The sequence below is a fragment of the Nocardioides sp. Soil774 genome, assembly GCF_001428125.1.
In the GTDB taxonomy this organism is placed as follows: domain Bacteria; phylum Actinomycetota; class Actinomycetes; order Propionibacteriales; family Nocardioidaceae; genus Nocardioides.
In genome coordinates, this window is the sequence record NZ_LMSM01000005.1 from 446,288 (window position 1) to 467,395 (window position 21,108).

Here is a 21,108-nt window from a genome sequence, read left to right on the forward strand (position 1 = left end):
CGTGCGCGTGATGGTCGTGTGGTGCCCCGACTGGTCGGTGGTCGCCGCGCTCGAGGAGGCCGAGGGGTCGCTGCGCTCCCCCGCCGCGGTCCTGCACGCCAACCTCGTCGAGGTGTGCAACGGCCCCGCCCGCGCGGAGGGCGTGCGTCGCGGCCAGCGCCGTCGCGACGCCCAGGCCCGGTGCCCCGAGCTGGTGCTGCTGCCGGCCAACCCCGACCGAGACGCCCGGGCCTTCGAGCGGGTGCTCGGGATCATCGAAGACCTGCGCCCCGGTGTCGCCGCGCTGCGCCCCGGGCTGCTCGCCGTCCGGGCCCCGGGCAGCTGGTACGGCACGGAGACCGCCGCCGCTGCGACCGCCTGCCAGGCCCTGGTCGACGGCGGCGTGTGGGACGTGCGGGTCGGCATCGCCGACGACCTCTTCACCGCCGAGCAGGCGGCCCGCACCGCCGAGGTGCAGTCGTGGGTGGTCGTCGACGAGGGCGGGTCGCCTGCGTTCCTGCGCCGTCTGCCCGTGCACGTGCTGCAGGACGACGGGCCTCGCGGTCGCGAGCTCGTCGGCCTGCTGCAGAGGCTCGGGCTGCGCACGCTGGGCGACCTCGCCGACCTGCCAGGCGACGCCGTCGAGCACCGGCTCGGCACCTACGGCGCCTCCGTGCGGCGTCGCGCGAGGGGCGAGGAGCGGGCCCTCTTCGCCGCCCGCACCCCGCCGCCCGAGCTCGACGCAGACGTGGTCTTCGAGCCCCCGCTCGACTCTGTGGAGGCCATCACCTTCAGCAGCCGCACCACCGCCGAGCGCTTCGTCACCCAGCTCGCCCACCACCAGCTGGTGGCGACCGGGGTGCGCGTCGAGGCCGAGGCCGACGGGGTGGTCTGCTCCTCGCGCACCTGGCTGCACCCGCGCCACTTCAGCGCGCGCGACCTCGTCGACCGGGTGCACTGGCAGCTGCAGTCGGCCGGGTCCACGAGCGGGGCCGCCAGCGCCCTGCGCGCGCGCAAGGAGACGGGTGCCGTGCGGGCGCCGATCGAGCGCGTCAGGTTCGTGCCCGAGGTGGTGGAGCCCGCGGCCGCGCACGGCGAGGCGCTGTGGGGCAGCGCCTCGGACGACCTCGTCGAGCGGGGCGTGGCCCGGGTGCAGGGCATGGTCGGCTTCGACGCCGTACGCCGTCCCGTGCTGCAGGGGGGGCGCAGCCCGGCGGCCCGACAGGCGCTGGTGCCGTGGGGCGAGCGTGCGGTCGACCTGCGCCCGGTCGACCGGCCGTGGCCCGGACGGGTGCCGGGGCCGGCGCCGGTCCGCGTGTTCGCCGCTCCCCCCCCCGGCCGAGGTCGTCGACGACGCGGGACGCGAGGTGCGGGTCACCGACCGCGGTGTGGTGACGGGTGAGCCGCGGCGATTCCGCGTCGGGGGCGGGGTGCTTCCGTGGCAGCCCGTCACGGCGTGGGCGGGGCCGTGGCCGACCGACGAGGGCTGGTGGTCGGGCGGCACGGGCATCGCCGCCCGCTTCCAGGTCGTCGGCGCCGACGGCCGCGCGTGGCTGCTGCTGCGCGCTCCCGAGGGCTGGTCGCTGGAGGCCGGCTATGACTGATCGGCGGAGGGACTGATGGGCTGGAACAACCCCGCCATGCACTGGAAGGAGCTCGAGCGCCGGCTCAGCGGCCTGCCCGGAGCCGACGACGCCCCGGTGTCGCGCCGCAAGCGCGGCACCACCGAGGCGCGGCCCATCGAGCGGCCCACCGCGGTCACGCCCTACGCCGAGCTGCACTGCCACAGCCACTTCAGCTTCCTCGACGGCGCCTCGTCGCCGGCCGAGCTGGTCGAGGAGGCGGTGCGGCTGGGCCTGCACGCGCTCGCGATCACCGACCACGACGGCTTCTACGGCGCACCGATGCTGGCCGAGGCCGCCGCGGCCTACGACCTGCCCACCGTCTTCGGCGCCGAGCTGTCGCTCGGCCTCACCGGCCCGCAGAACGGCGTGCCCGACCCCGAGGGCAGCCACCTGCTGGTGCTGGCGCGCGGCGTCGAGGGCTACCACCGGCTCGCCGCGGCGATCACCGACGCGCACCTGCGCGGCGACGAGAAGGGGCGGCCGGTCTACGACCTCGACGAGCTCGGCGAGCGGGGTCGCGGGCACTGGGTGGTGCTCACCGGCTGCCGCAAGGGCACCGTGCGGCAGGCGCTGACCGCCGGCGGCGAGGCCGCAGCCGCCGAGCAGCTCGACCGCCTCACGTCACTGTTCGGCCTCGAGCACGTCGTCGTGGAGCTCTCGCCGCGCCCGGGCGCCCACGCGACCAACGCCGCGCTCGCGCGGCTGGCCACCGACCACGGGCTCGACGTCGTCGCCGCGGGCAACGTCCACCACGCCACCCCGCACCGCCACCGGCTGGCCTCGGCGATGGCGGCCGTGCGAGCGCGCCGCAGCCTCGCCGAGCTCGACGGCTGGCTCGACCTCTCGGCCTCGGCCCACCTGCGCAGCGGCGCGGAGACGACCGCCGCGCTGGCGGCGTACGCCCATGACCTCGGACGCAGGGCGGTGGCGCGCAGCGTCACCCTGGCCGACGAGCTCGCCTTCGACCTGCGCAAGGCCTCCCCCGCGCTGCCCAAGCGGCAGATCCCCGAGGGCCACACGGCCGACTCGTGGCTGCGGGTGCTGGCCGAGCGCGGCTTCGCCGAGAGGTACGCCGGCGTGCCCCACGAGGCGGCGGCCCGCGAGCGGCTCGAGCACGAGCTGCGGGTGGTGTCGGAGAAGGACTTCGCCGGCTACTTCGTCATCGTGCACGACATCGTCGCCTTCGCCCGCGAGCGCGGCATCCTGTGCCAGGGCCGGGGGTCGGCCGCGAGCTCGGCGGTCTGCTACGCCCTCGGCATCACCGCCGTCGACGCGGTCTTCTACCAGCTGCCCTTCGAGCGCTTCATCTCCGCGCACCGCGACGAGGAGCCCGACATCGACGTCGACTTCGACTCCGACCGGCGCGAGGAGGTCATCCAGTGGGTCTACGACACCTACGGCCGCCGCAACGCCGCCCAGGTCGCCAACATCATCAGCTATCGCCCGCGGATGGCCGTGCGCGACGCCGCCAAGGCGCTCGGCTTCTCCCCCGGCCAGCAGGACGCGTGGTCCAAGCAGATCGACGGCTGGAAGTCGGTGGTGGCCGGAGACCAGTTCGGATCGGGTGGCGACCCCGACGCCCACGACGTGCCCGCCCCGGTGGTCGCGCTGGCCGAGGAGCTGATGGGCGCGCCGCGCCACCTCGGCATCCACTCCGGCGGGATGGTGCTGACCGAGCGGCCCATCGGCGAGGTGTGCCCGATCGAGCGCGGGCGGATGGACAAGCGCACGGTGCTGCAGTGGGACAAGGACGCCTGCGAGTCGATGGGGCTGGTGAAGTTCGACCTGCTCGGGCTCGGGATGCTCGGCGCGCTCGACCACATGATGCGGCTCGTCGCCGAGCACCTCGGCGAGCGGTGGGACCTCGCGACGATGCCCAAGGAGGAGCCCGCGGTCTACGACATGCTGTGTCGTGCCGACTCGATCGGGGTCTTCCAGGTCGAGAGCCGCGCCCAGATCGGCACGTTGCCGCGGCTGCGTCCGCGCGAGTTCTACGACCTCGCCATCGAGATCGCGCTGATCCGGCCCGGTCCGATCCAGGGCGGCGCCGTGCACCCCTACGTCCGCCGGGCGACCGGGCAGGAGGCGATCACCTACGACCACCCCGAGCTCGTGCCGGTGCTCGAGCGCACCAAGGGCGTGCCGCTGTTCCAGGAGCAGCTGATGGCGATGGCGGTCACCCTCGGCGACTGCAGCCGCGACGACGCCGACCTGCTGCGCCGGGCCATGGGCTCCAAGCGGGGCGTCGAGCGCATCGAGTCGGTCAAGGCCAAGCTCTACGCCGGGATGGCGAAGCGCGGGATCACCGGCGACCTCGCCGACTCGATCTACGTGAAGATCCTGTCCTTCGCCAACTTCGGCTTCGCGGAGTCGCACGCGCTGTCCTTCGCGCTGCTGGTCTACGCCTCCTCCTGGTTCAAGCTGCACTACCCCGCAGCGTTCCTCGCCGGGCTGCTGCGCAACCAGCCGATGGGCTTCTACTCCCCCCAGTCGCTGGTCGGCGACGCGCGCCGGCACGGCGTCGACGTACGCCGTCCCGACGTGACGCGGTCCTCCGCGCAGGCCGACCTGGAAGGAGCCGTCGTGGGCCCGGTGGCTGCCACGGGGCTCGAGGAGTGCTGCCGGCCACGGTTCACCCGCACCGAGTGGGTGCCCGGCACGCCCGACCCGGTGCCCGCCCACCGTCGCGACGGAGCACTCGCCGTACGCCTCGGGCTCGACTCGGTGCGCGGGATCGGGCTCGACGTGGCGCGCCGGATCGTCGCAGCGCGCGAGGAGGCAGCGTTCGCCGGCGTCACCGACCTCTCCCGTCGCGCCGGCCTGACCTCGGCGCAGCTGGAGGCGCTGGCGACGGCGGGGGCGTTCGCCGCCTGGGGGCTCGACCGGCGCGAGGCGCTGTGGGCGGCGGGCTTCTCCGAGGCCGCCGAGCACCTGCCCGGCACCACGCCCGCACCGGCGGCGCCGTCGCTGCCCGGGATGAGCGAGCCCGAGATCACCCTCGCCGACCTGTGGGCGACCGGCATCTCCCCCGATCGGCACCCGGTCGAGCACCTGCGCGAGGAGCTCCGTCGCGCGGGCGTGCGCTCGGTCGGCGAGCTCGCCGACGTCGAGCACGGGCGCCGCGTGCACGTCGGCGGGCTGGTCACGCACCGCCAGCGGCCGGGCACCGCGATGGGCGTGACCTTCCTCAACCTCGAGGACGAGACCGGCATGCTCAACGTCGTGTGCTCGGTGGGGGTGATGAAGGTCCACCGGCAGGCCGCCCGCAACCGGGTCGCCGTGGTGGTCCGCGGCCGGCTCGAGCGCAACGAGGGCGTCACCAACCTCATCGCCGACCGGGTCGAGGCCATCGACGTCGTGGTGCCCGGCGCCGGTGCGGTGCTGCAGTCGCGGGCGTCCTCGCGCGACTTCCGGTGAGGAACCGTCGCGCGAGCGGTGMGTGAGGCGGCTTTTCGAGCCTCAGAACCCTCCTCACGCACCGCCCAGGTCCGAGCACGCCGGCGAGCGGTGCGTGAGGCGGCTTTTCGAGCCTCAGAACCCTCCTCACGCACCGCCCCCCGCTCGCGGCTCAGACCTGCTCGGGGAACATCTGGATCGCCCCCGACGGGCACTCGGCGACGCAGATCCCGCAGCCCTTGCAGTAGTCGAGGTCGATCAGGTAGCGCTCGCCCGGCTGGTCGAGCTTGATGACCGCGTTGTCGGGGCACACGCCGTAGCAGTTGTCGCACTCGAAGCAGTTGCCGCACGACAGGCAGCGCCGCGCCTCCAGCAGCGCCGTGGCCTCGTCGTGGCCCAGCACGACCTCGTCGAAGCTCGACTCGCGTCGGGCCCGGTCGAGCAGTGGCCGGTGCGCGCGCGGGGCGTCGGAGTAGTACCAGGTGTTGAGCGTGTCGAACGTCGCCAGCGCAGGGCGTACGCCGGGCTCCGGCACCTCGGCGGACAGCCACGCGTCGATGTGGCGGGCCGCCCTCTTGCCGTGGCCGATCGCGACCGTGACCGAGCGCTCCTGCGGCACCATGTCGCCGCCGGCGAACACCCCCGGGCAGCCGGTCATCATGTCGGCGCCGACGCTGACCACGCCGTCCTGGACGACGAGCCCCGGCACGCCGTCGAGCAGCGACAGGTCGGTCTCCTGGCCGAGCGCGAGCACCAGCGAGTCGGCATCGAGCTCCTCGAGCTCCCCGGTGGGCTGCGGGAAGCCGGAGTCGTCGAGCTCCATCCGCTCGATCGTGAGCCGGCCGGAGTCGACCTGGGTGATGGTCGACAGCCACTTGAAGAGCACGCCCTCGTCCTCGGCCTCGCGCAGCTCGGACTCGTGGGCGGGCATCCGGTCCTGGGTGCGGCGGTAGACGACGATCGCCTCGGAGGCCCCGAGTCGCCTGGCGGTCCGCGCGGCGTCCATCGCGGTGTTGCCGCCGCCGTAGACCGCGACCCGGCGACCGAGCAGCGGGCGCTCGCCCTCCTCGACGCCTCGCAGCAGGTCGACGGCGTCGAGCACGTGCGCGGCCGAGCCGGCCGGGATGTAGGCCCGCCGTCCGAGCTGGGCGCCCACGGCGAGGAAGACCGCGTCGAAGTCGTGGCGCAGCGTGTCGAGGTCGGTGACCTTCGCGTCGAGCTCCAGCTCCACGCCGAGGTCGAGGATCCGCTGGACCTCCGCGTCGAGCACGTCACGCGAGAGCCGGTAGCGAGGGATGCCGAAGCGCATCATCCCGCCGGCCATCGGTCCGGCCTCCCTGATCGTGACGGCGTGGCCGCGACGGGCCAGGTGGTAGGCCGCCGACAGCCCCGAGGGGCCGGCACCGACGACGAGGACCCGCTGGCCGGTCGGTGGGACGTCGACCGAGACGGTCCAGCCGCGCCGGATGGCCTCGTCGCCGACGAAGCGCTCGACGGAGTTGATGCCGACGGCCTCGTCGAGCTGGCCGCGGTTGCAGGCCGTCTCGCACGGGTGGTAGCAGACCCGGCCCATGACGGCCGGGAACGGGTTGTCGTCCATGATCCGGCGCCACGCCCGCTCGTAGCCGTCGCCGCCGGCCTCGGCCTCGTAGAGCCAGGACTGGATGTCCTCCCCGGCCGGGCAGGCGTCGTTGCACGGCGGCATCCGGTTCGTGTAGACCGCGCGCTCGGTGCGCCAGGAGCCGGTCTTGTTGGCCCGGCTGGTGCCGACGTCGAGGGTGATCGCGAAGGGCTTGTCCATCACTCGTCCCCTTCCGGGAGCAGCCCGAAGCGGGCGATGTTGCGATCGGCCCGGTCCTGGATGCGCGCGACCAGGTCGGGGCGTGGGTGGTCGCCGAACAGGTGCGCGTAGCGCCGCTGCGGGCGCAGGTAGTCCTCGACCGGGACCTGCCGGCGGATCCTGGACACAGCGGTGACCTCGCCGGCCTCGGCCTCGAAGACCGGGAAGATGCCCGACTCCTTCGCGAGGCGGGCCAGCCTGATCGTGTCGGCGGAGTCGGCGCCCCAGCCGAGCGGGCACGGCACGAACACGTGCAGGTAGCGCGCGCCGCGGAAGGTCATCGCCTTCTCGACCTTGGCCTCCAGGTCGCGCAGCTCGGCGACCGTCGCCGTCGCGACGTAGGGGATCTCGTGCGCCATCGCGATGAGCGGCACGCTCTTGCCCTGGCCGAACACGTTGCCCGGCTGGTCCCCCAGCGCCTTGGTGTTGGCGGTGCTCGCTGCCGGCGGGGTCGCGCCGGAGCGCTGCACGCCGGTGTTCATGTAGCCCTCGTTGTCGTAGCAGACGAAGAGCACGTCGTCGTTGCGCTCGAACATCCCCGACAGGCACCCGAAGCCGATGTCGACCGTGCCGCCGTCCCCTGCCTGCCCCACGACGCGTACGTCGTCGAGCCCGCGCGCCTTCAGCGCCGCGGCGACACCGGCCGCGACGGCGGGACCGTTGCCGAAGAGCGAGTGCAGCCACGGCAGCTGCCACGACGACTCGGGGTAGGGCGTGGAGAACACCTCGAGGCAGCCCGTCGAGTTCACCGCGACCAGCCGCCCGTCCGTGGCACGCATGGCGGCGTCGAGCACGTAGCGCGCGCCCAGCGCCTCGCCGCAGCCGCGGCACGCACGGTGGCCGGAGGTGAGCGTGTTCGAACGCCCCGTGCGCGCCTGCACCGAGCGCTGGTCGGGGTCCAGCAGCCGGTTCCCGGCCACGAACGTGCCGGTCTGGTAGAGCTTGATCTCCTGGAACGCCATCACGCGCCTCCTACTCGTAGGCCCCGGACGCGACGGTGCCGAGCGCGCGCAGCATGTTCTCCGCGTGCGGCCCGGGGCGGTGCCCGTGCCGCGACCGCTCGAGCTCGCGCTGCACCAGCGCGTGGTCGAGGTCGAGGAAGTGCAGCGCCGTCGGGTCGAGCCGCTCGGCCAGCACGTCGTCGAGGAGCCGGCGCAGCGAGGCGCGGGTGACCGGCCGCCCGCCCAGGCCGGCCACCACGTCGTACGCCTCCAGCGGCAGGCCGCGGGTGGCGTCGCGGACGTTCTGCCCGACGATGCCGCCCGCCCCCACGGCGAACGCCCTCTCGACGACCACGACGCGCGTCGCGTGCGCCAGCGCCTCGCGCACCTCGGCGGCCGGCCAGGGGCGGAAGCAGGTGATGCCCAGCGCCCCGACGCAGTGGCCCTCGTCGCGCATGGTGTCGACGACGTCCTCGATGGTGCCGAGCACCGAGCCCAGCGCGACCACCACGGTCTCGGCGTCGTCGGTGCGGTAGGGCTTGACCAGCCCACCGGACGACCGCCCGAAGGCGGCGCGGAACTCGGCCGCGATCACCGGCAGCTCGTCGAGGGCGGCCATCTGCTTGACGTGCATCAGGTACTTCACCTCGGTGAACGCCTCGGGGCCGACCATCGCCCCGATCGTGACGGGGTCGTCGGGGTCGAGCAGCTGTTGGGGCACGAGCGGCGGGAGGAAGGCGTCGACCTGCTCCTGGGTGGGCAGGTCGACCTCCTCGAAGGCGTGGGTGAGCACGAAGCCGTCCATGCACACCATCACCGGCACCGACAGCGACTCGGCCAGCCGGAAGGCCTGCACGTGGAGGTCGACCGCCTCCTGGTTGGACTCGGCGAAGAGCTGGATCCAGCCGGAGTCGCGCATCGCCATGGAGTCGGAGTGGTCGTTCCAGATGTTGATGGGCGCGCCGATGGCGCGGTTGGCCAGCGTCATCACGATCGGCAGGCCCAGTCCGGAGGCGTTGAAGAGCGCCTCCGCCATGAAGAGCAGGCCCTGGCTCGAGGTCGCGGTGTAGGCGCGGGCGCCGGCGCCGGAGGCCCCGATGCAGGCCGACAACGCACCGAACTCCGACTCGACCATGAGGTATTCGCACCCGGCCAGCTCGCCGGTGCGGACCCGGTCGGACAGCGACTCCACGATGTGGGTCTGCGGCGAGATCGGATAGGCCGCGATGACCTGCGGCCGGCACAAGGTGACCGCGCGCGCGACGGCCTGCGACCCCTCGACCTGGCTACGCATCGGCGTACGTCCTCAGCTGCTCGAGCACCTGCTCGTGGGCCACCTCGGCCGCGCGGACGTTGCCCTCGCCGAGCTCGGCAGGGAAGCGCTCGCGGACCGCGTCGCACACCGCGGCGAGGGAGACCTGGCCGGTGAGCGCGGCGAAGGCGCCCAGCAGCGGCACGTTGGGCACCGGTCGGCCCACGTGCTCGCGCGCGATCTCCGTCGCCGCGACCGTGACGACCCGCCGTGGGTCGAGGCGCAGGGCCAGGTCGCCGAGGCCGAGTGCGTCGAGCGTCGACGAGGTGTTGACCACGAGGTAGCCGCCGGACCCGATGCCGGCGAAGAGGTCGACCTGGTGGACCAGCGTGGGGTCCTGGACGATCAGGGCGTCGGGGTGGGTGATCGGCTCGTGGAGCCGGATCGGGCGCTCGTCGATGCGGCAGAACGCCACCACCGGCGCGCCCGTGCGCTCCGAGCCGAACGTGGGGAAGGCCTGCGCGTGGCGCCCCTCGGCGAAGGCGGCGACCGAGAGCAGCTCGGCGGCGGTCACGGCCCCCTGACCGCCCCGCCCGTGGATGCGTACGGAGAACACGTCTCCTCCTGTCGTCACCTCGGACGCTAGGCCGCAGGCAGGGCGCGGGTCAGTGCCCTTGGACCCCTGCGCGCGGGACCATGCGCCCGGGACGAAGGTCGTGCCTCAGTCGTCTTCCCAGTAGGGGCCCTTGCGGTAGTGGTCGCGCTCGATCGTGGTGACGGGCCGGCGCACGGTGCGCCAGACCTTCGAGGTGGTCCCGTCCGCGTGGCGCACCGTGCGCAGCACGCGGAAGTTGGCGTACGTCGTGGTGTAGGCGTTGCGCGAGTTGCGGGTGTTGAACCACTGGTAGTCGTAGTTCTTGAGGTACTTGCTCGCCACCCGCGCGCCGCGGATGGTCATCCAGATCTCGTCGTTGCCGGTGCTGAGGCTGGCCCAGTTCGACGACCCGGTGACCACCATGCTGGTGTCCGGGACACCGTTGTAGGTGCCCTGCACGATGAGGTACTTCTGGTGGCTGTAGAAGCTGAGGATCAGGTCGTCGATCCCGTCGCTGTTGAGGTCGAAGTCGTCCTCGAGGTTGTAGTCCAGGCCGGTGGAGCGCAGCGGGATCCGGCCGCGACGGGTGGGCGCGCCGATGACACCCTTGGTGTGGTAGCCGATGAGACCGAACATCACCCGCACGTCGCAGCCCTCGACCCACTTCTGCCGGATGGCAGCGGCGAGGTAGTCGCCGCGGCGCCCGCGCATGGTGTGCATCGACACCGCCAGCTTGGTCCGCGTGTGCCCGCCGGCGCCGTCGGGAGTCAGGCACTGGACCTTCGCCAGCGTGTCCAGGACCAGGTCGTTCTTGGGTCCCGAGGGCTTGGGGAACGCCCAGACCGTGTGCTTGTCGACCGAGTCGTCACACACCCCGGCGACCGGCGTCCCGCAGAAGAACAGCGGGGGCTGGCGCGTGTCGTAGTCGTTGGTCATGTCGTTGAACAGCGCCACGAACTGGCGGAACAGCTCGTGGTCGCCGGCGCTGAAGTAGAGGTCGTTCCACTGGTGCAGGTCGGCGTTGCGCGTCATGTTGTCCGAGCCCACCGCCAGGAGGTCCTGGGCGCTGCCCGCCTGGGAGAACATGTAGAACTTCGAGTGCAGGTTGTTGTAGGGGCTCGCCGTCCCGCGGCAGCTCGCCTTGCACTTGTAGATGAAGCTCTTCGCCGACCGCTTGGTGCCGATCTCGGCACGGATCCGCTGCATCGCCGCGGTGTCCCAGTGGTCGTTGAGGAGCATCTGCACCTTGACGCCGCGACGGTGCGCAGCGATGAGCGCGTCGGCCACAGGCATCCGGTCGAAGGAGTAGACCGCGATCCGGATGGTCGAGCCCTTCGGCGTGTGGTTGATCGTGTCGATCACCTTCCGCTCGATGCGGAACCAGCCCTTCCTCAGGTGGGGGTCGTTGAAGTAGGGGCCCTTGGGCGCCTTCCACCGCTCCGGCTTCGAGGCCCGCGCCTGCACCGCGGCGCCGGTCGACGCCTGGCCGGCCGAGGCCGACCCGGTCGACGACGCGGATCCCGGGGCCGCGGCCCCCAGGGAGGCGAGGAGCACCAGGCACACGGACAACACGAGAGTCGACAGCTTCGACACGAACACACCCCTTCAGCGAGCAACGCCGTGCCAGCATAAGCACGCCTCCGGCACGAGCGTGGAGCCGCGCCCGCACGTGGGCGCGCTCCGGCTCCGGGGTCACCCCTTGGAGGGTCGGATCCCGACGTACCTGGTCTCGAGGTACTCCTCGATCCCCTCGGCGCCGCCCTCGCGCCCGAAGCCGGACGCCTTGACCCCGCCGAAGGGCGCCGCCGGGTTGGAGACGATGCCCTGGTTGATGCCGACCATCCCCACGTCGATGCGCTCCATCAGCCCCACCGCGGTGTCGAGGTCGCGGGTGAAGGCGTACGCCGCCAGCCCGTACTCGGTGTCGTTGGCCAGCTCGACCGCCTCGTCGAGGGTGGCGAACGACGTCACCGGGGCGACGGGCCCGAAGACCTCCTCGCGCTGCAGCGCGGCGCCGGCCGGTACGTCGCGCAGGACGGTGGGCGGGAAGAACCACCCCGGACCGCCGGCCGGCTCACCTCCGACCAGGAGCTCGGCCCCGGCATCCACGGCGTCCTGGACCAGCGAGGTGACGGTGTCGCGGGCCTTCTCGTCGATCAGCGGGCCGACCTGCACGCCGTCGTCGGTGCCTCGTCCGACCACCAGCGCACCCATCCGGGCCGCGAGCCTGGAGGAGAACTCCGCGGCCACGCTCTCGTGCACGAGGAAACGGTTCGCGGCCGTGCAGGCCTCGCCCATGTTGCGCATCTTGGCGAGCATGGCGCCGTCGACCGCCGCGTCGAGGTCAGCGTCGGCGAGCACCAGGAAGGGCGCGTTGCCGCCGAGCTCCATCGACACCCGCAGCAGGCGCTCGGCGGACTGCTCCACCAGGCGGCGTCCGACGTCGGTCGATCCGGTAAAGGTCAGCTTGCGCGTGCGGGGGTCGCGCACGAGCGGCTCCATCACCTGACCGCTGGAGCTGGTGGTGATGACGTTGAGGACGCCGTCGGGCAGGCCTGCCTCGGCCATGAGGCCGGCGAACGCCAGCATCGACAGCGGGGTCTGTGCGGCGGGCTTGACGACCATCGTGCAGCCGGCGGCCACCGCGGGCCCGACCTTGCGCGTGCCCATCGCGAGGGGGAAGTTCCACGGCGTGATCATGAGCGTCGGGCCGACCGGACGCTTGAGGGTCAGCAGTCGCGTCGCTCCGTCGGGCGAGGTGGCCCAGCGCCCGGAGATGCGCACCGCCTCCTCGCTGAACCACCGCAGGAACTCTGCGGCGTAGGTGACCTCGGCGCGGCTCTCGGCGAGCGGCTTGCCCATCTCGAGCGTCATCAGCAGGGCCAGGTCGTCGATCCGGTCGCGCATCAGCTCGAACCCGCGGCGCAGGATCTCGCCCCGCTCGCGCGGCGGCATCGCGGCGAAGGAGTCCTGCTGGGCGACGGCCGCGTCCAGGGCGCGTACGCCGTCGGCGGGCGAGGCGTCGGCCACCTCGGCGAGCACCCCCCCGGTGGCGGGGTCGTGCACGGTCAGGGTGCGGGCCCCGTCGGCGGAGGTCTCGCCACCGCCGATCCACAGGCCGGTGGGCACGGCGTCGAGCACCCGACGCTCGTCGGCAGGGGACACGCTCATGCCGCCACCTCCCCGACGTGGCGCTGCAGGGCGCGCAGGAAGTCGGCGGCGTCGCCCCCGCCGAGCAGGCGGGCGTCATAGCTCAGCGACAGGTGCGCCATCGCGCGCACGACGATCGCCTCACCCTCCTCCACCACCATCACGACGGGCCTGCGCACCACCGCGCCGATGCCGAGCACCGCCGTCCGGCCCGGGCCCACCGCGGGGGTGTCGGCCAGGACGCCGCGGCTGCCGGTGTCCACGACGCTGAGGGTCGGGACGGCGCCGGAGTCGTGCCCCGACTTGTGGCCGGCGTCGATGCGCGTGGCGAGGGCGGCGGCGGTCAGCTCGTCCGCGTCCGCGACGACGGCCTGCGTCGTGCCGTCGGCCGCCAGGACTGCGAGGTGGACCCCACGGGAGCCCACGACGACCGGGTGCTCGGCTGCCGCGCGGACGGCTGCCGCGGCGACGGTGGCCACCACCGCTCCGGCCGGCGCACCCGTCAGGTCGACCTCGACCACGGAGGTCAGCTGGGCGCCGGCAGCCGGGGCGCCCGGCGCCTCGGTCGCGAGGGTCGCGGTCTCCCTGTGGGCGCGGGCGCGGGCGCGGGCCCGGGCCCGGGCACGGGGCGACTCGTGGTGCCGCGGCCTGCCGCGCCGGGGGCGGGCACCGGTGGGTGTCGTCACGCTCATGGCTTCAGCGCCTGCTCGATCTCGTCGCGGATGCGGTCCACCGACGGGATCATCAGGTCCTCGAGCGAGTCGGCGGACGCCAGCGGGATGTGCGGGGTGGTGATCCGCACGATCGGCCCGTCGAGGTCCCAGAAGCCGTCGTCGCCGGCGATGGCGACCAGCTCCGAGCCCCAGCCCAGCATCCGCGGGTTCTCCTCGACGGTGAACAGCCGGCCCGTGCGGCCGAGCGATTCGAGCACCGTCGCCGCGTCGAGCGGCACCAACGAGCGCAGGTCGATGACCTCGCAGTCGATCCCCCGCTCCGCGAGCTGCTCGGCGGCCGCCAGCGCGCGGCTGACCATCAGGCCCAGGGCGACGACGGTCGCGTCCTTGCCGGGACGGCGTACGCGCGCGGTGCCGAGCTCGTCGACGATCGGCCCGTCGGGCACCTCGCCCTTCGACGAGTAGAGGCCCTTGTGCTCGAAGAAGAGCACCGGGTCGTCGCTGCGGACCGCGGCGGCCATCAGGCCCACGACGTCCTCGGGCGTCGACGGCGCCACGACCTTGATGCCGGGCACGGCCATCGCCCAGTTCTCGATCGACTGCGAGTGCTGGGCGCCGAAGCGCAGGCTGCCGCCGTTGCCGCTCTTGACGACGAGCGGGATGGTGACCTGGCCGTTGGTCATGTAGCGCGTCTTGGCCATCTCGTTGACCACGAGGTCCCAGCAGACGGCGAAGAAGTCCGAGAACATGATCTCGGCGATCGGTCGCAGGCCGGTCATCGCGGCACCCATCGCGGCACCGAGGATGGCCTGCTCGGCGATGGGGGTGTCGATGACGCGCTCGGGCCCGAAGCGCTCGAGCAGCCCGGCGCTCGTCTTGAAGACACCGCCGGCGCCGGCGACGTCCTCCCCGATCAGCACGACCGAGTCGTCGCGCTCCATCTCCTGCGCGATGCCGCGGGCCACCGCCTCGCGGTAGGTCAGGATCGCCATTGGTGTCCTCCGTCTGCCCACACGTCGGTGAAGGCTGCTCGCGGGTCGGGCAGTGGTCCGTTCTTGGCAGCCTCGGTCGCCTCGTCGACCGCCGCGGCCACCTCGGCGTTGATCGCGTCGATGTCGGCGGCGGCGACGCCGAGGCGCTCGAGTCGTCCGCGGTAGACCTTGATGGGGTCGTAGGCCAGCCAGGCCTCCAGCTCCCCCGGCGGCTTGTACTTGCCGGGATCGGCCCGCGAGTGGCCACCGTGGCGGTAGGTCAGGGCCTCCACCATCACCGGCCCCTTGCCGGACCGGGCGTGCGCGAGGGCCTCCGCGGCCACGAGGTGCACCGCGTCCGCGTCGTTGCCGTCGACGACGATCGGCTCGAGCCCGTAGGCCGGGGCGCGGTCCGCGGCAGGACGGCGTACGGCGGTGATGTCGCCGATCGCGGTGTACTCCATGTACTGGTTGTTCTCGCACACGAAGACAACCGGCAGCTTGAAGACGGCCGCGTAGTTCAGCGCCTCGTGGAAGGCGCCGATGTTGGTGGTGCCGTCGCCGAAGAAGCACACCGCGACCTGTCCGCTGCGGCGGTACTGCGCGGACCAGGCGGCGCCGTTGGCGATGGTCAGGTGGGCGCCGATGATGGCGTAGGACCCCATCACCTTGTGCTCGACGCTCGTCAGGTGCATGGACCCGCCCTTGCCGCCGAGCAGGCCGTTGGCCCGCCCCAGCAGCTCGGCGAGCACGCCCTCCATCGGCACCCCGCGGGCCAGCGTGTGGGCGTGGCCGCGATAGGTGGCGAAGGTGTAGTCGTCGGTGTCCATGGCGGCACCGAAGCCGGCGGCGACCGCCTCCATCCCGAGCGAGAGGTGCGTGGTGCCCTTGACCAGCTGCTGCATGAACAGGTCGTAGGCGCGCTTCTCGAACTGGCGCATCTCCTGGAGCATGCGATACATCCGCAGCCGCGTCTCCATCGAGATGTCGGCGTCGTCGTGCGACGTCGGGTCGTCGGGCGGCAGGACGAGCGCGTGCTCGCCGTAGGCGTGGTTGCTGAGTGGCAGGTTCATCGGGTCAGGCCTCCACCGCTGCGGCGCGGGTGTTGAGGTGCGACTGGCTGTCGCGCAGGGTCGGGAGCGCGCCACCGGTGGTGAAGTAGCGCCGCCCGGCGACGAGCAGCTCCTCGGCGGGGAACTTGGTGATCACCTGGGCGCCGTCGGCGGTGACGACCACCTCCTCCTCGATGCGTGCCGCACCCCAGCCGTCCGCGGCCGGCCAGTAGGTCTCCAGCGCGAAGACCATGCCCTCCTCGAGCACCTCGGGGGCGTCGAGGGAGGTGAGCCGGCTGAAGATCGGCCGCTCCCAGATGCTGAGGCCGACGCCGTGGCCGTACTGCAGCGCGAAGGCCGCCTCCTCGTCGGGGAAGCCGAACTCCTGGGCCGTCGGCCACACCGAGACGATGTCGGCCGTGGTGGCGCCGGGCTTCACGAGCTCGATGGCCCGGTCCATGTACTCGCGGCAGATCTTGTAGGCGTCGGCCATCCCGGGAGACGCGCTGCCCACCGCGAAGGTGCGGTAGTAGCAGGTGCGGTAGCCCATGAAGCTGTGCAGGATGTCGAAGAAGGCGGGGTCGCCGGGGCGGATGAGACGGTCGGAGAAGACGTGCGGGTGCGGCGAGCACCGCTCGCCCGAGATGGCGTTGACGCCCTCCACGTGCTCGGAGCCGAGGTCGTAGAGCACCTTGCTGACCAGGCCGACGCACTCGTTCTCCCGCACACCGGGACGCAGGAACTCGTAGAGGCTCTCGTAGGCGGAGTCCACCATCGAGGCCGCCTGCGTGAGCAGCCCGACCTCGTCGACGGTCTTGATGCGGCGGGCCTCGAGGAAGACCTGCTGGCCATCGACCACGTCGATGCCCATCGCCTGCAGGGCGAACATCACCGGGGGCTCGATGATGTCGACCCCGAGCGGCTGGCCGGTGAGGCCGTGCTCGGCCAGGACCTCGTAGACCTTGGCGGCGACGTCCTCGGCGCGACCGGCCGACGGGGAGATGGCCCCGCGCAGCGTCGAGATGCCGGCCCGGGCGCCGTAGTGCTCGGCCTCCCGGTCGGGGTGGCCCTCGTCGAGCCACGGGGCGTAGAGCTGGTGGTGGCGGGCCGCGGAGCCGAAGTCCCACAGGACCGGCGCGCCGCCCTGGGGCAGCAGCGCGAAGCGGATCATCTTGTCCATCGCCCACGTGCCGATGTGGGTGCCGGTCATGTAGCGGATGTTGTGGAAGTCGAAGGTGAGGACGGCGCCGAGCGAGGAGCGCTCGAGCTCGGCGGTGAGCCGCGCGAGGCGCTCGGCGCGCAGCCGTGGCATGTCCAGCCGGTTCTCCCAGTCGACCTGGGTGACGCCGTAGGTGGGTGTGAGCATCAGGACCTCCGGGGCTGCGGTGCGCGGGCGCACGAGGGAAGGGTGGGGACGGTGGCCATCACGCGCGGTCGACCTGCGACCGGGTGCCGACCTCGGCGAGCGGGGGCCGCGAGCGGACGTACGCCTCGGCGGCGGCGCGGCGCTCGTCCTCGAGGTAGTAGGCGATCTCGACCAGCTCGAGGGCGAGGCCGTCGGGATCGGAGAAGTAGCACCAGCGCCAGCCGGCCAGCGGGCCGTCGTCGACGACGTTGACGTCGGAGTAGAACTCGACCCCCTGCGCCTCGAGCTCGGCCTTCTTGGCGCGGACGTCGTCGACGCGGAAGCAGACGTGGGCCGCGCCGAGGTGGTGGTTGGGCACCGGTGCGGTGCTGGATGCCGGCCGGTTGGCGTACTCGATGAGCTCGAGCGTCGCGTGCTCGCCCACCCACAGCGACACCTGCCGCAGGCGGGCGTCCGGCACCCCGACGCCGCGGGCCAGGTCCTCGCCGTCGAACCACGGGGTGGGCTCGTTGGCGAAGGGGAGGCCGAGGAGGTCGTGGTAGAACCAGATCGAGCGGTCGAGGTCGGTGACGACGAGGCCGGTGTGGTGGATGGCCCGCAGCGTCATGACGCCCCTCCCCCGGACCTGACCAGCACCTTCAGCTGGTCGCCCTGCGGGTCGACGAGCACGTCGAAGCCGCGGGTCACCACGTCGGCCAGGTCGATCTGTGCCGTCACGGCCCGCGCCACCGGGTACCTCCCGGCGGCCACCATCCGGATGATCCGGGGCCAGTCGGTGAGCCGGTAGCACCAGCTGCCGTGGAGCGAGAGGTCCTTCTCCGCCAGCGCCATGGCGTCGAGCTGGGCGGGCTTGGTGTGGAGGCCCGTCTGGACGACGGAGCCCGCCCTGCGGGTCGAGGAGATGGCGGTCGCGAGGCCCGGGCTGGTGCCCGAGCACTCCACCGTGAGGTCGACGCCGACGCCGTCGGTGAGGTCGAGGAGGCGCTCCGAGAAGCCGTCGGCCGTCGGGTCGAGCACCTCGCCGATGTCGAGGGAGGCCGCGAGCGCGGCGCGGTTGGGGTTGGGCTCGGCGATCACGACCGCACCGGCGCCCACCGCGGCGGCGTACATCGCCGACAGGATGCCGATCGGTCCGGCCCCGGTGACGAGCACCACGTCGCCGCCCGTGACGCCGGCCCGGTCGACGCCGTAGGCCGCGACCGCGGCGGGCTCGATGACCGCGCCCTCGAGGTCGGACACCTCGTCGGGGAGCTTGGCCACCTGGTACTCCTTGACGACCGCGTACTGCGCCAGTCCGCCGGTCTCGGCGCTCAGGCCGGTGCAGGCGAAGACCAGGCAGAGGTGCCCCTGCCCGCGCCGGCAGAAGTAGCAGCGACCGCACACGATCGCCGGCATGATCGCGACCCGGTCGCCCACGGCCACGTCGCGCACGTCGGAGCCGAGCTCGACCACGGTCGCCGAGAACTCGTGGCCCAGCGTCTGCGGCAGCGTCACCCCGGTCAGCGGGTGCGGTGAGGTGGGCGTGACGATCGGGCCGACGGCGTACTCGTGCAGGTCGGTGCCGCAGATGCCGCACCAGTGCACCTCGACCAGGATGTCGTCGGGCGCGGTGGGAGCCGGCGTGGCGACGTCCTCGATGCGGATGTCGTGCTGTCCGTGGAAGCGAGCGGCGAGCATGGTGGTCCTTTCCGACCCTCAGGCGGGCGAGTGGGAGCCGCGGACGCGGCTGTAGAGGACGGCGGCGATCACGATCAGTCCGCCCTGGAAGAGGTACTGCCACGTCTGGGTCAGCCCCAGGAAGGTGGTGGCGTTGAGCAGCTGCACGATGAGCCCCGCCCCCAGCAGCGTGCCGACGAACGTGCCGCGCCCGCCGAGCAGGCTGGTGCCGCCGAGCACGACCGCGGTGATGCTGCTCAGGGTGTAGCTCACGCCCTGGGCCGGGTCGCCGATCCCGAGCTGGGCCAGCAGGACGATCGAGCCGAGGAACGTGAAGAGCGAGGTGATGACGTAGGACCCGACCACGGTCCGGCCGACCGCGACGCCGAGCTTGCGCGCCGAGTCCTCGTGCGAGCCGACCGCGCGGACCCGGTGGCCCCACGAGCTGCGGCGCAGCGTCCACTCCATGATCGCGACCACGACGAGGAGCGCGAGGAAGATGACCGGCACCGGACCGACCTTGCGCATGACGAGGCCTGTCACGTCGGCGGAGATGACGCCCTCGGGGGCGTCGCGGAGCAGGAAGCTGAAGCCCTGGAGCGCGATGTACGTCGTCAGGGTGGCGGCGACCGGCGTGAAGTTGCCCCACCTGATCAGGGTGCCGTTGACCAGGCCGGTGCCGACCGCGGCGGCGATCATCAACCCGAAGCCGAGCAGCATGGTGGTCACGGCCGCGCCGTCGTTGACGAAGAACGAGGCGACCACCACCAGGAAGCCGGCCAGCGGCCCCACGGAGAGATCGATGCCGCCGGTCAGGAGGGCGACGTTCTGCCCCAGCGAGATGAAGCCGAGGGCGGCCACCAGCATCATGATCGAGGTGATGTTGAACGCCGAGAGGTAGAGCTCGTTCTCGTTGTAGACGTAGGCGCCGAGGCCCACCATGACGAGGGCGAGGATGGCGACGGGCGCGTAGTCGCCCGCGAGGAAGCGGCGCAGGGCCGGACGGCCGGTGTCGCGCCGGCGCTCGGCGACCTGGCGGGTGTGCTGGGTGGACGCCACCGCGGCGCGGATCATCCGCTCCTCGGTCACCTCGTCGCCGGCCAGGTCGGCGACGACGTGGCCGCGCGACATCACGAGCACCCGGTCGCAGAGTCCCTCGAGCTCCTTGGCGTCGGAGGACGCGACGACGACCGGGATGCCGTCGGCCGCCACCTCGCGCAGGATCCGGTAGATCTCCGCACGGGCGCCGACGTCGACGCCCTGGGTGGGCTCGTCGGCGAGGAGGATCGCGGGCTTGGCGAGCAGCGTACGGGCGAGCACCACCTTCTGCTGGTTGCCGCCCGACAGTGCCGCGACCACGGCCTCCATCGACGGTGCCCGGACGTCGAGCTCGGTGAGCTCGCGGTTGACGAGCTCGAGCTCGCGCGAGCGGCTGAGGAACGGGCCCTTCGTCATCGATCCCAGGCCGCTCAGCGCGGCGTTCTCCCGCACCGAGAGCGTCATCATCAGGCCGTCGTGGTGGCGGTCGGCCGGCATGTATCCCGAGTGCTTGCGCAGCTGGCGCTGGCTGCGCTCGGTGGGCCCGACGACCACGCGGCCGTCGAAGGCCGACAGCCCGGCGAGTGCGCGCAGGAGGTCGCTCTGGCCGTTGCCGACGACACCGCTGATGCCGATGATCTCCCCGCGCCGGCCCACGATCGAGACGTCGGAGAACCCCTCGCCCGACAGGTCGGTGACCTCGAGGACGGTGTCGCCGAAGGAGTCCGGGTCGGGCTTCGGGGGGAACGTCGCGTCGAGCTGGCGCCCGACGATCATCGCGAGCAGCTGATCGTCGCTGACGTCGTCGACCGTGCTGCTGCCGCGCAGCCGTCCGTCGCGCAGCACGGTGACGCGCTGGGCCAGGAGCCTGACCTCGGCCAGGCGGTGGGTGATGTAGATGACCGCGGTGCCGGACGCGGCCAGCGAGCGCACGCGCTCGAAGAGCAGGTCTACCGAGTCGGGCCCGAGCGGGGCCGTGGGCTCGTCGAGGATCAGGATCCGGGGCCGGACGGCGAACGCCTTGGCCAGCTCCAGCAGGTGCTTCTGGGCCACCGAGAGCCGGTCGACGCGCTCCTCGAGATGGACGCGCAGGTCGATGTCGTCCAGCACGGCACGCATGCCGTCGCGCTCCGACCTGTCCCCCGCGGTGAGCACCTCGGCGGGCAGGGCGAGCCGCAGGTTCTCGGCGACCGTGAGGTCGGGCAGCACGGCGGGGTGCTGGTGCACGATGGCGATGCCCGAGCGGGTCGCGGCGGCCGGGGTGAGCGAGCTGTGCTGCTCGTCGTCGACGAGGAGGACCCCGGCGTCGGGCTCGACCGTGCCGGAGGCCACGCCCATGAGGGTCGACTTCCCGGCGCCGTTCTCGCCCAGCAGGGCGTGCACCTCGCCCGGGAGCACCTCGAGCGAGACGTCGGTGAGCGCGGCGACACCGGCATAGCTCTTGGAGATCCCGCTCAGCACCATCGTCGGCTGCCGCACGGCCACTGCGGTCGTCTCGGTCATGTCGTCCTCCACGTCTGGTTCCCGTCGCGTCTGGTGACCGTGGCCGGCCGGGTCGGGGGTCTCCCGACCG

The 21,108-nt window shown here is 72.7% G+C and carries 16 protein-coding genes; 3 read left to right on the forward strand and 13 right to left on the reverse strand.

What is annotated here, in order from left to right:
• The first annotated feature begins 10 nt into the window (after positions 1-10).
• Genes ASG76_RS04970 through ASG76_RS04975 form a run of 3 tightly spaced genes read left to right on the forward strand, consistent with a single transcriptional unit; the run spans position 11 to position 5,021 of the window.
• Positions 11-1,381, forward strand: a complete 1,371-nt coding sequence (locus ASG76_RS04970; RefSeq protein WP_235529423.1) for a DNA polymerase Y family protein — start codon at positions 11-13, stop codon at positions 1,379-1,381.
• Positions 1,382-1,409: 28 nt separating this feature from the next.
• Entirely contained in the window at positions 1,410-1,583 is a 174-nt protein-coding gene (locus ASG76_RS19550) for a hypothetical protein (protein WP_235529409.1), read from the forward strand.
• Between the two features lie 15 nt (positions 1,584-1,598).
• The gene (locus ASG76_RS04975) at positions 1,599-5,021 is read left to right on the forward strand and encodes an error-prone DNA polymerase (protein WP_056600772.1); all 3,423 of its coding nucleotides are present in this window, start codon (positions 1,599-1,601) and stop codon (positions 5,019-5,021) included.
• Positions 5,022-5,172: 151 nt separating this feature from the next.
• Here ASG76_RS04975 and ASG76_RS04980 read toward each other — a convergent pair whose 3' ends face one another.
• The 13 genes from ASG76_RS04980 to ASG76_RS05040 all read right to left on the reverse strand — a co-directional run bounded on the left by ASG76_RS04980 (position 5,173) and on the right by ASG76_RS05040 (position 21,038).
• Positions 5,173-6,801: an NAD(P)-binding protein gene (locus ASG76_RS04980; RefSeq protein WP_200948062.1), complete on the reverse strand. Its 1,629-nt coding sequence runs from the start codon at positions 6,799-6,801 to the stop codon at positions 5,173-5,175.
• Positions 6,801-7,802 carry a thiamine pyrophosphate-dependent enzyme gene (locus tag ASG76_RS04985; RefSeq protein WP_056600776.1) on the reverse strand — a complete coding sequence of 334 codons (1,002 nt, stop codon included), beginning with the start codon at positions 7,800-7,802 and terminating at the stop codon, positions 6,801-6,803. The genes ASG76_RS04980 and ASG76_RS04985 overlap by 1 nt, the downstream gene beginning before the upstream one ends.
• Positions 7,803-7,812: 10 nt before the next feature.
• The gene (gene porA, locus ASG76_RS04990) at positions 7,813-9,075 is read right to left on the reverse strand and encodes a pyruvate ferredoxin oxidoreductase (protein ID WP_056600778.1); all 1,263 of its coding nucleotides are present in this window, start codon (positions 9,073-9,075) and stop codon (positions 7,813-7,815) included.
• Entirely contained in the window at positions 9,068-9,667 is a 600-nt protein-coding gene (locus tag ASG76_RS04995) for a 2-oxoacid:acceptor oxidoreductase family protein (protein WP_235529410.1), read from the reverse strand. Before ASG76_RS04995 ends, porA begins: the two co-directional genes overlap by 8 nt.
• An 87-nt stretch (positions 9,668-9,754) precedes the next feature.
• Positions 9,755-11,221, reverse strand: coding sequence for a phospholipase D-like domain-containing protein (locus ASG76_RS05000; protein WP_162254081.1), 1,467 nt, complete (start codon positions 11,219-11,221; stop codon positions 9,755-9,757).
• A 99-nt stretch (positions 11,222-11,320) separates the two neighbouring features.
• Complete coding sequence (locus ASG76_RS05005; protein WP_056600784.1) at positions 11,321-12,799, reverse strand: NAD-dependent succinate-semialdehyde dehydrogenase; 1,479 nt, start codon at positions 12,797-12,799, stop codon at positions 11,321-11,323.
• Positions 12,796-13,470: a 2-oxo acid dehydrogenase subunit E2 gene (locus ASG76_RS05010; RefSeq protein ID WP_157558948.1), complete on the reverse strand. Its 675-nt coding sequence runs from the start codon at positions 13,468-13,470 to the stop codon at positions 12,796-12,798. The genes ASG76_RS05005 and ASG76_RS05010 overlap by 4 nt, the downstream gene beginning before the upstream one ends.
• Complete coding sequence (locus tag ASG76_RS05015) at positions 13,467-14,444, reverse strand: alpha-ketoacid dehydrogenase subunit beta (protein ID WP_056600787.1); 978 nt, start codon at positions 14,442-14,444, stop codon at positions 13,467-13,469. Before ASG76_RS05015 ends, ASG76_RS05010 begins: the two co-directional genes overlap by 4 nt.
• Positions 14,432-15,496 carry a thiamine pyrophosphate-dependent dehydrogenase E1 component subunit alpha gene (locus tag ASG76_RS05020; RefSeq protein ID WP_056600788.1) on the reverse strand — a complete coding sequence of 355 codons (1,065 nt, stop codon included), beginning with the start codon at positions 15,494-15,496 and terminating at the stop codon, positions 14,432-14,434. Before ASG76_RS05020 ends, ASG76_RS05015 begins: the two co-directional genes overlap by 13 nt.
• A gap of 4 nt (positions 15,497-15,500) precedes the next feature.
• Positions 15,501-16,874: a M24 family metallopeptidase gene (locus tag ASG76_RS05025; RefSeq protein ID WP_235529411.1), complete on the reverse strand. Its 1,374-nt coding sequence runs from the start codon at positions 16,872-16,874 to the stop codon at positions 15,501-15,503.
• Between the two features lie 25 nt (positions 16,875-16,899).
• Complete coding sequence (locus ASG76_RS05030; protein WP_056600790.1) at positions 16,900-17,448, reverse strand: VOC family protein; 549 nt, start codon at positions 17,446-17,448, stop codon at positions 16,900-16,902.
• Positions 17,445-18,518 carry a 2,3-butanediol dehydrogenase gene (locus tag ASG76_RS05035; RefSeq protein ID WP_056600791.1) on the reverse strand — a complete coding sequence of 358 codons (1,074 nt, stop codon included), beginning with the start codon at positions 18,516-18,518 and terminating at the stop codon, positions 17,445-17,447. The genes ASG76_RS05030 and ASG76_RS05035 overlap by 4 nt, the downstream gene beginning before the upstream one ends.
• Before the next feature lie 18 nt (positions 18,519-18,536).
• Positions 18,537-21,038 (reverse strand): ATP-binding cassette domain-containing protein, encoded by a 2,502-nt coding sequence (locus ASG76_RS05040; RefSeq protein WP_056601033.1) that lies wholly within the window; start codon positions 21,036-21,038, stop codon positions 18,537-18,539.
• Between the last annotated feature and the right edge of the window lie 70 nt (positions 21,039-21,108).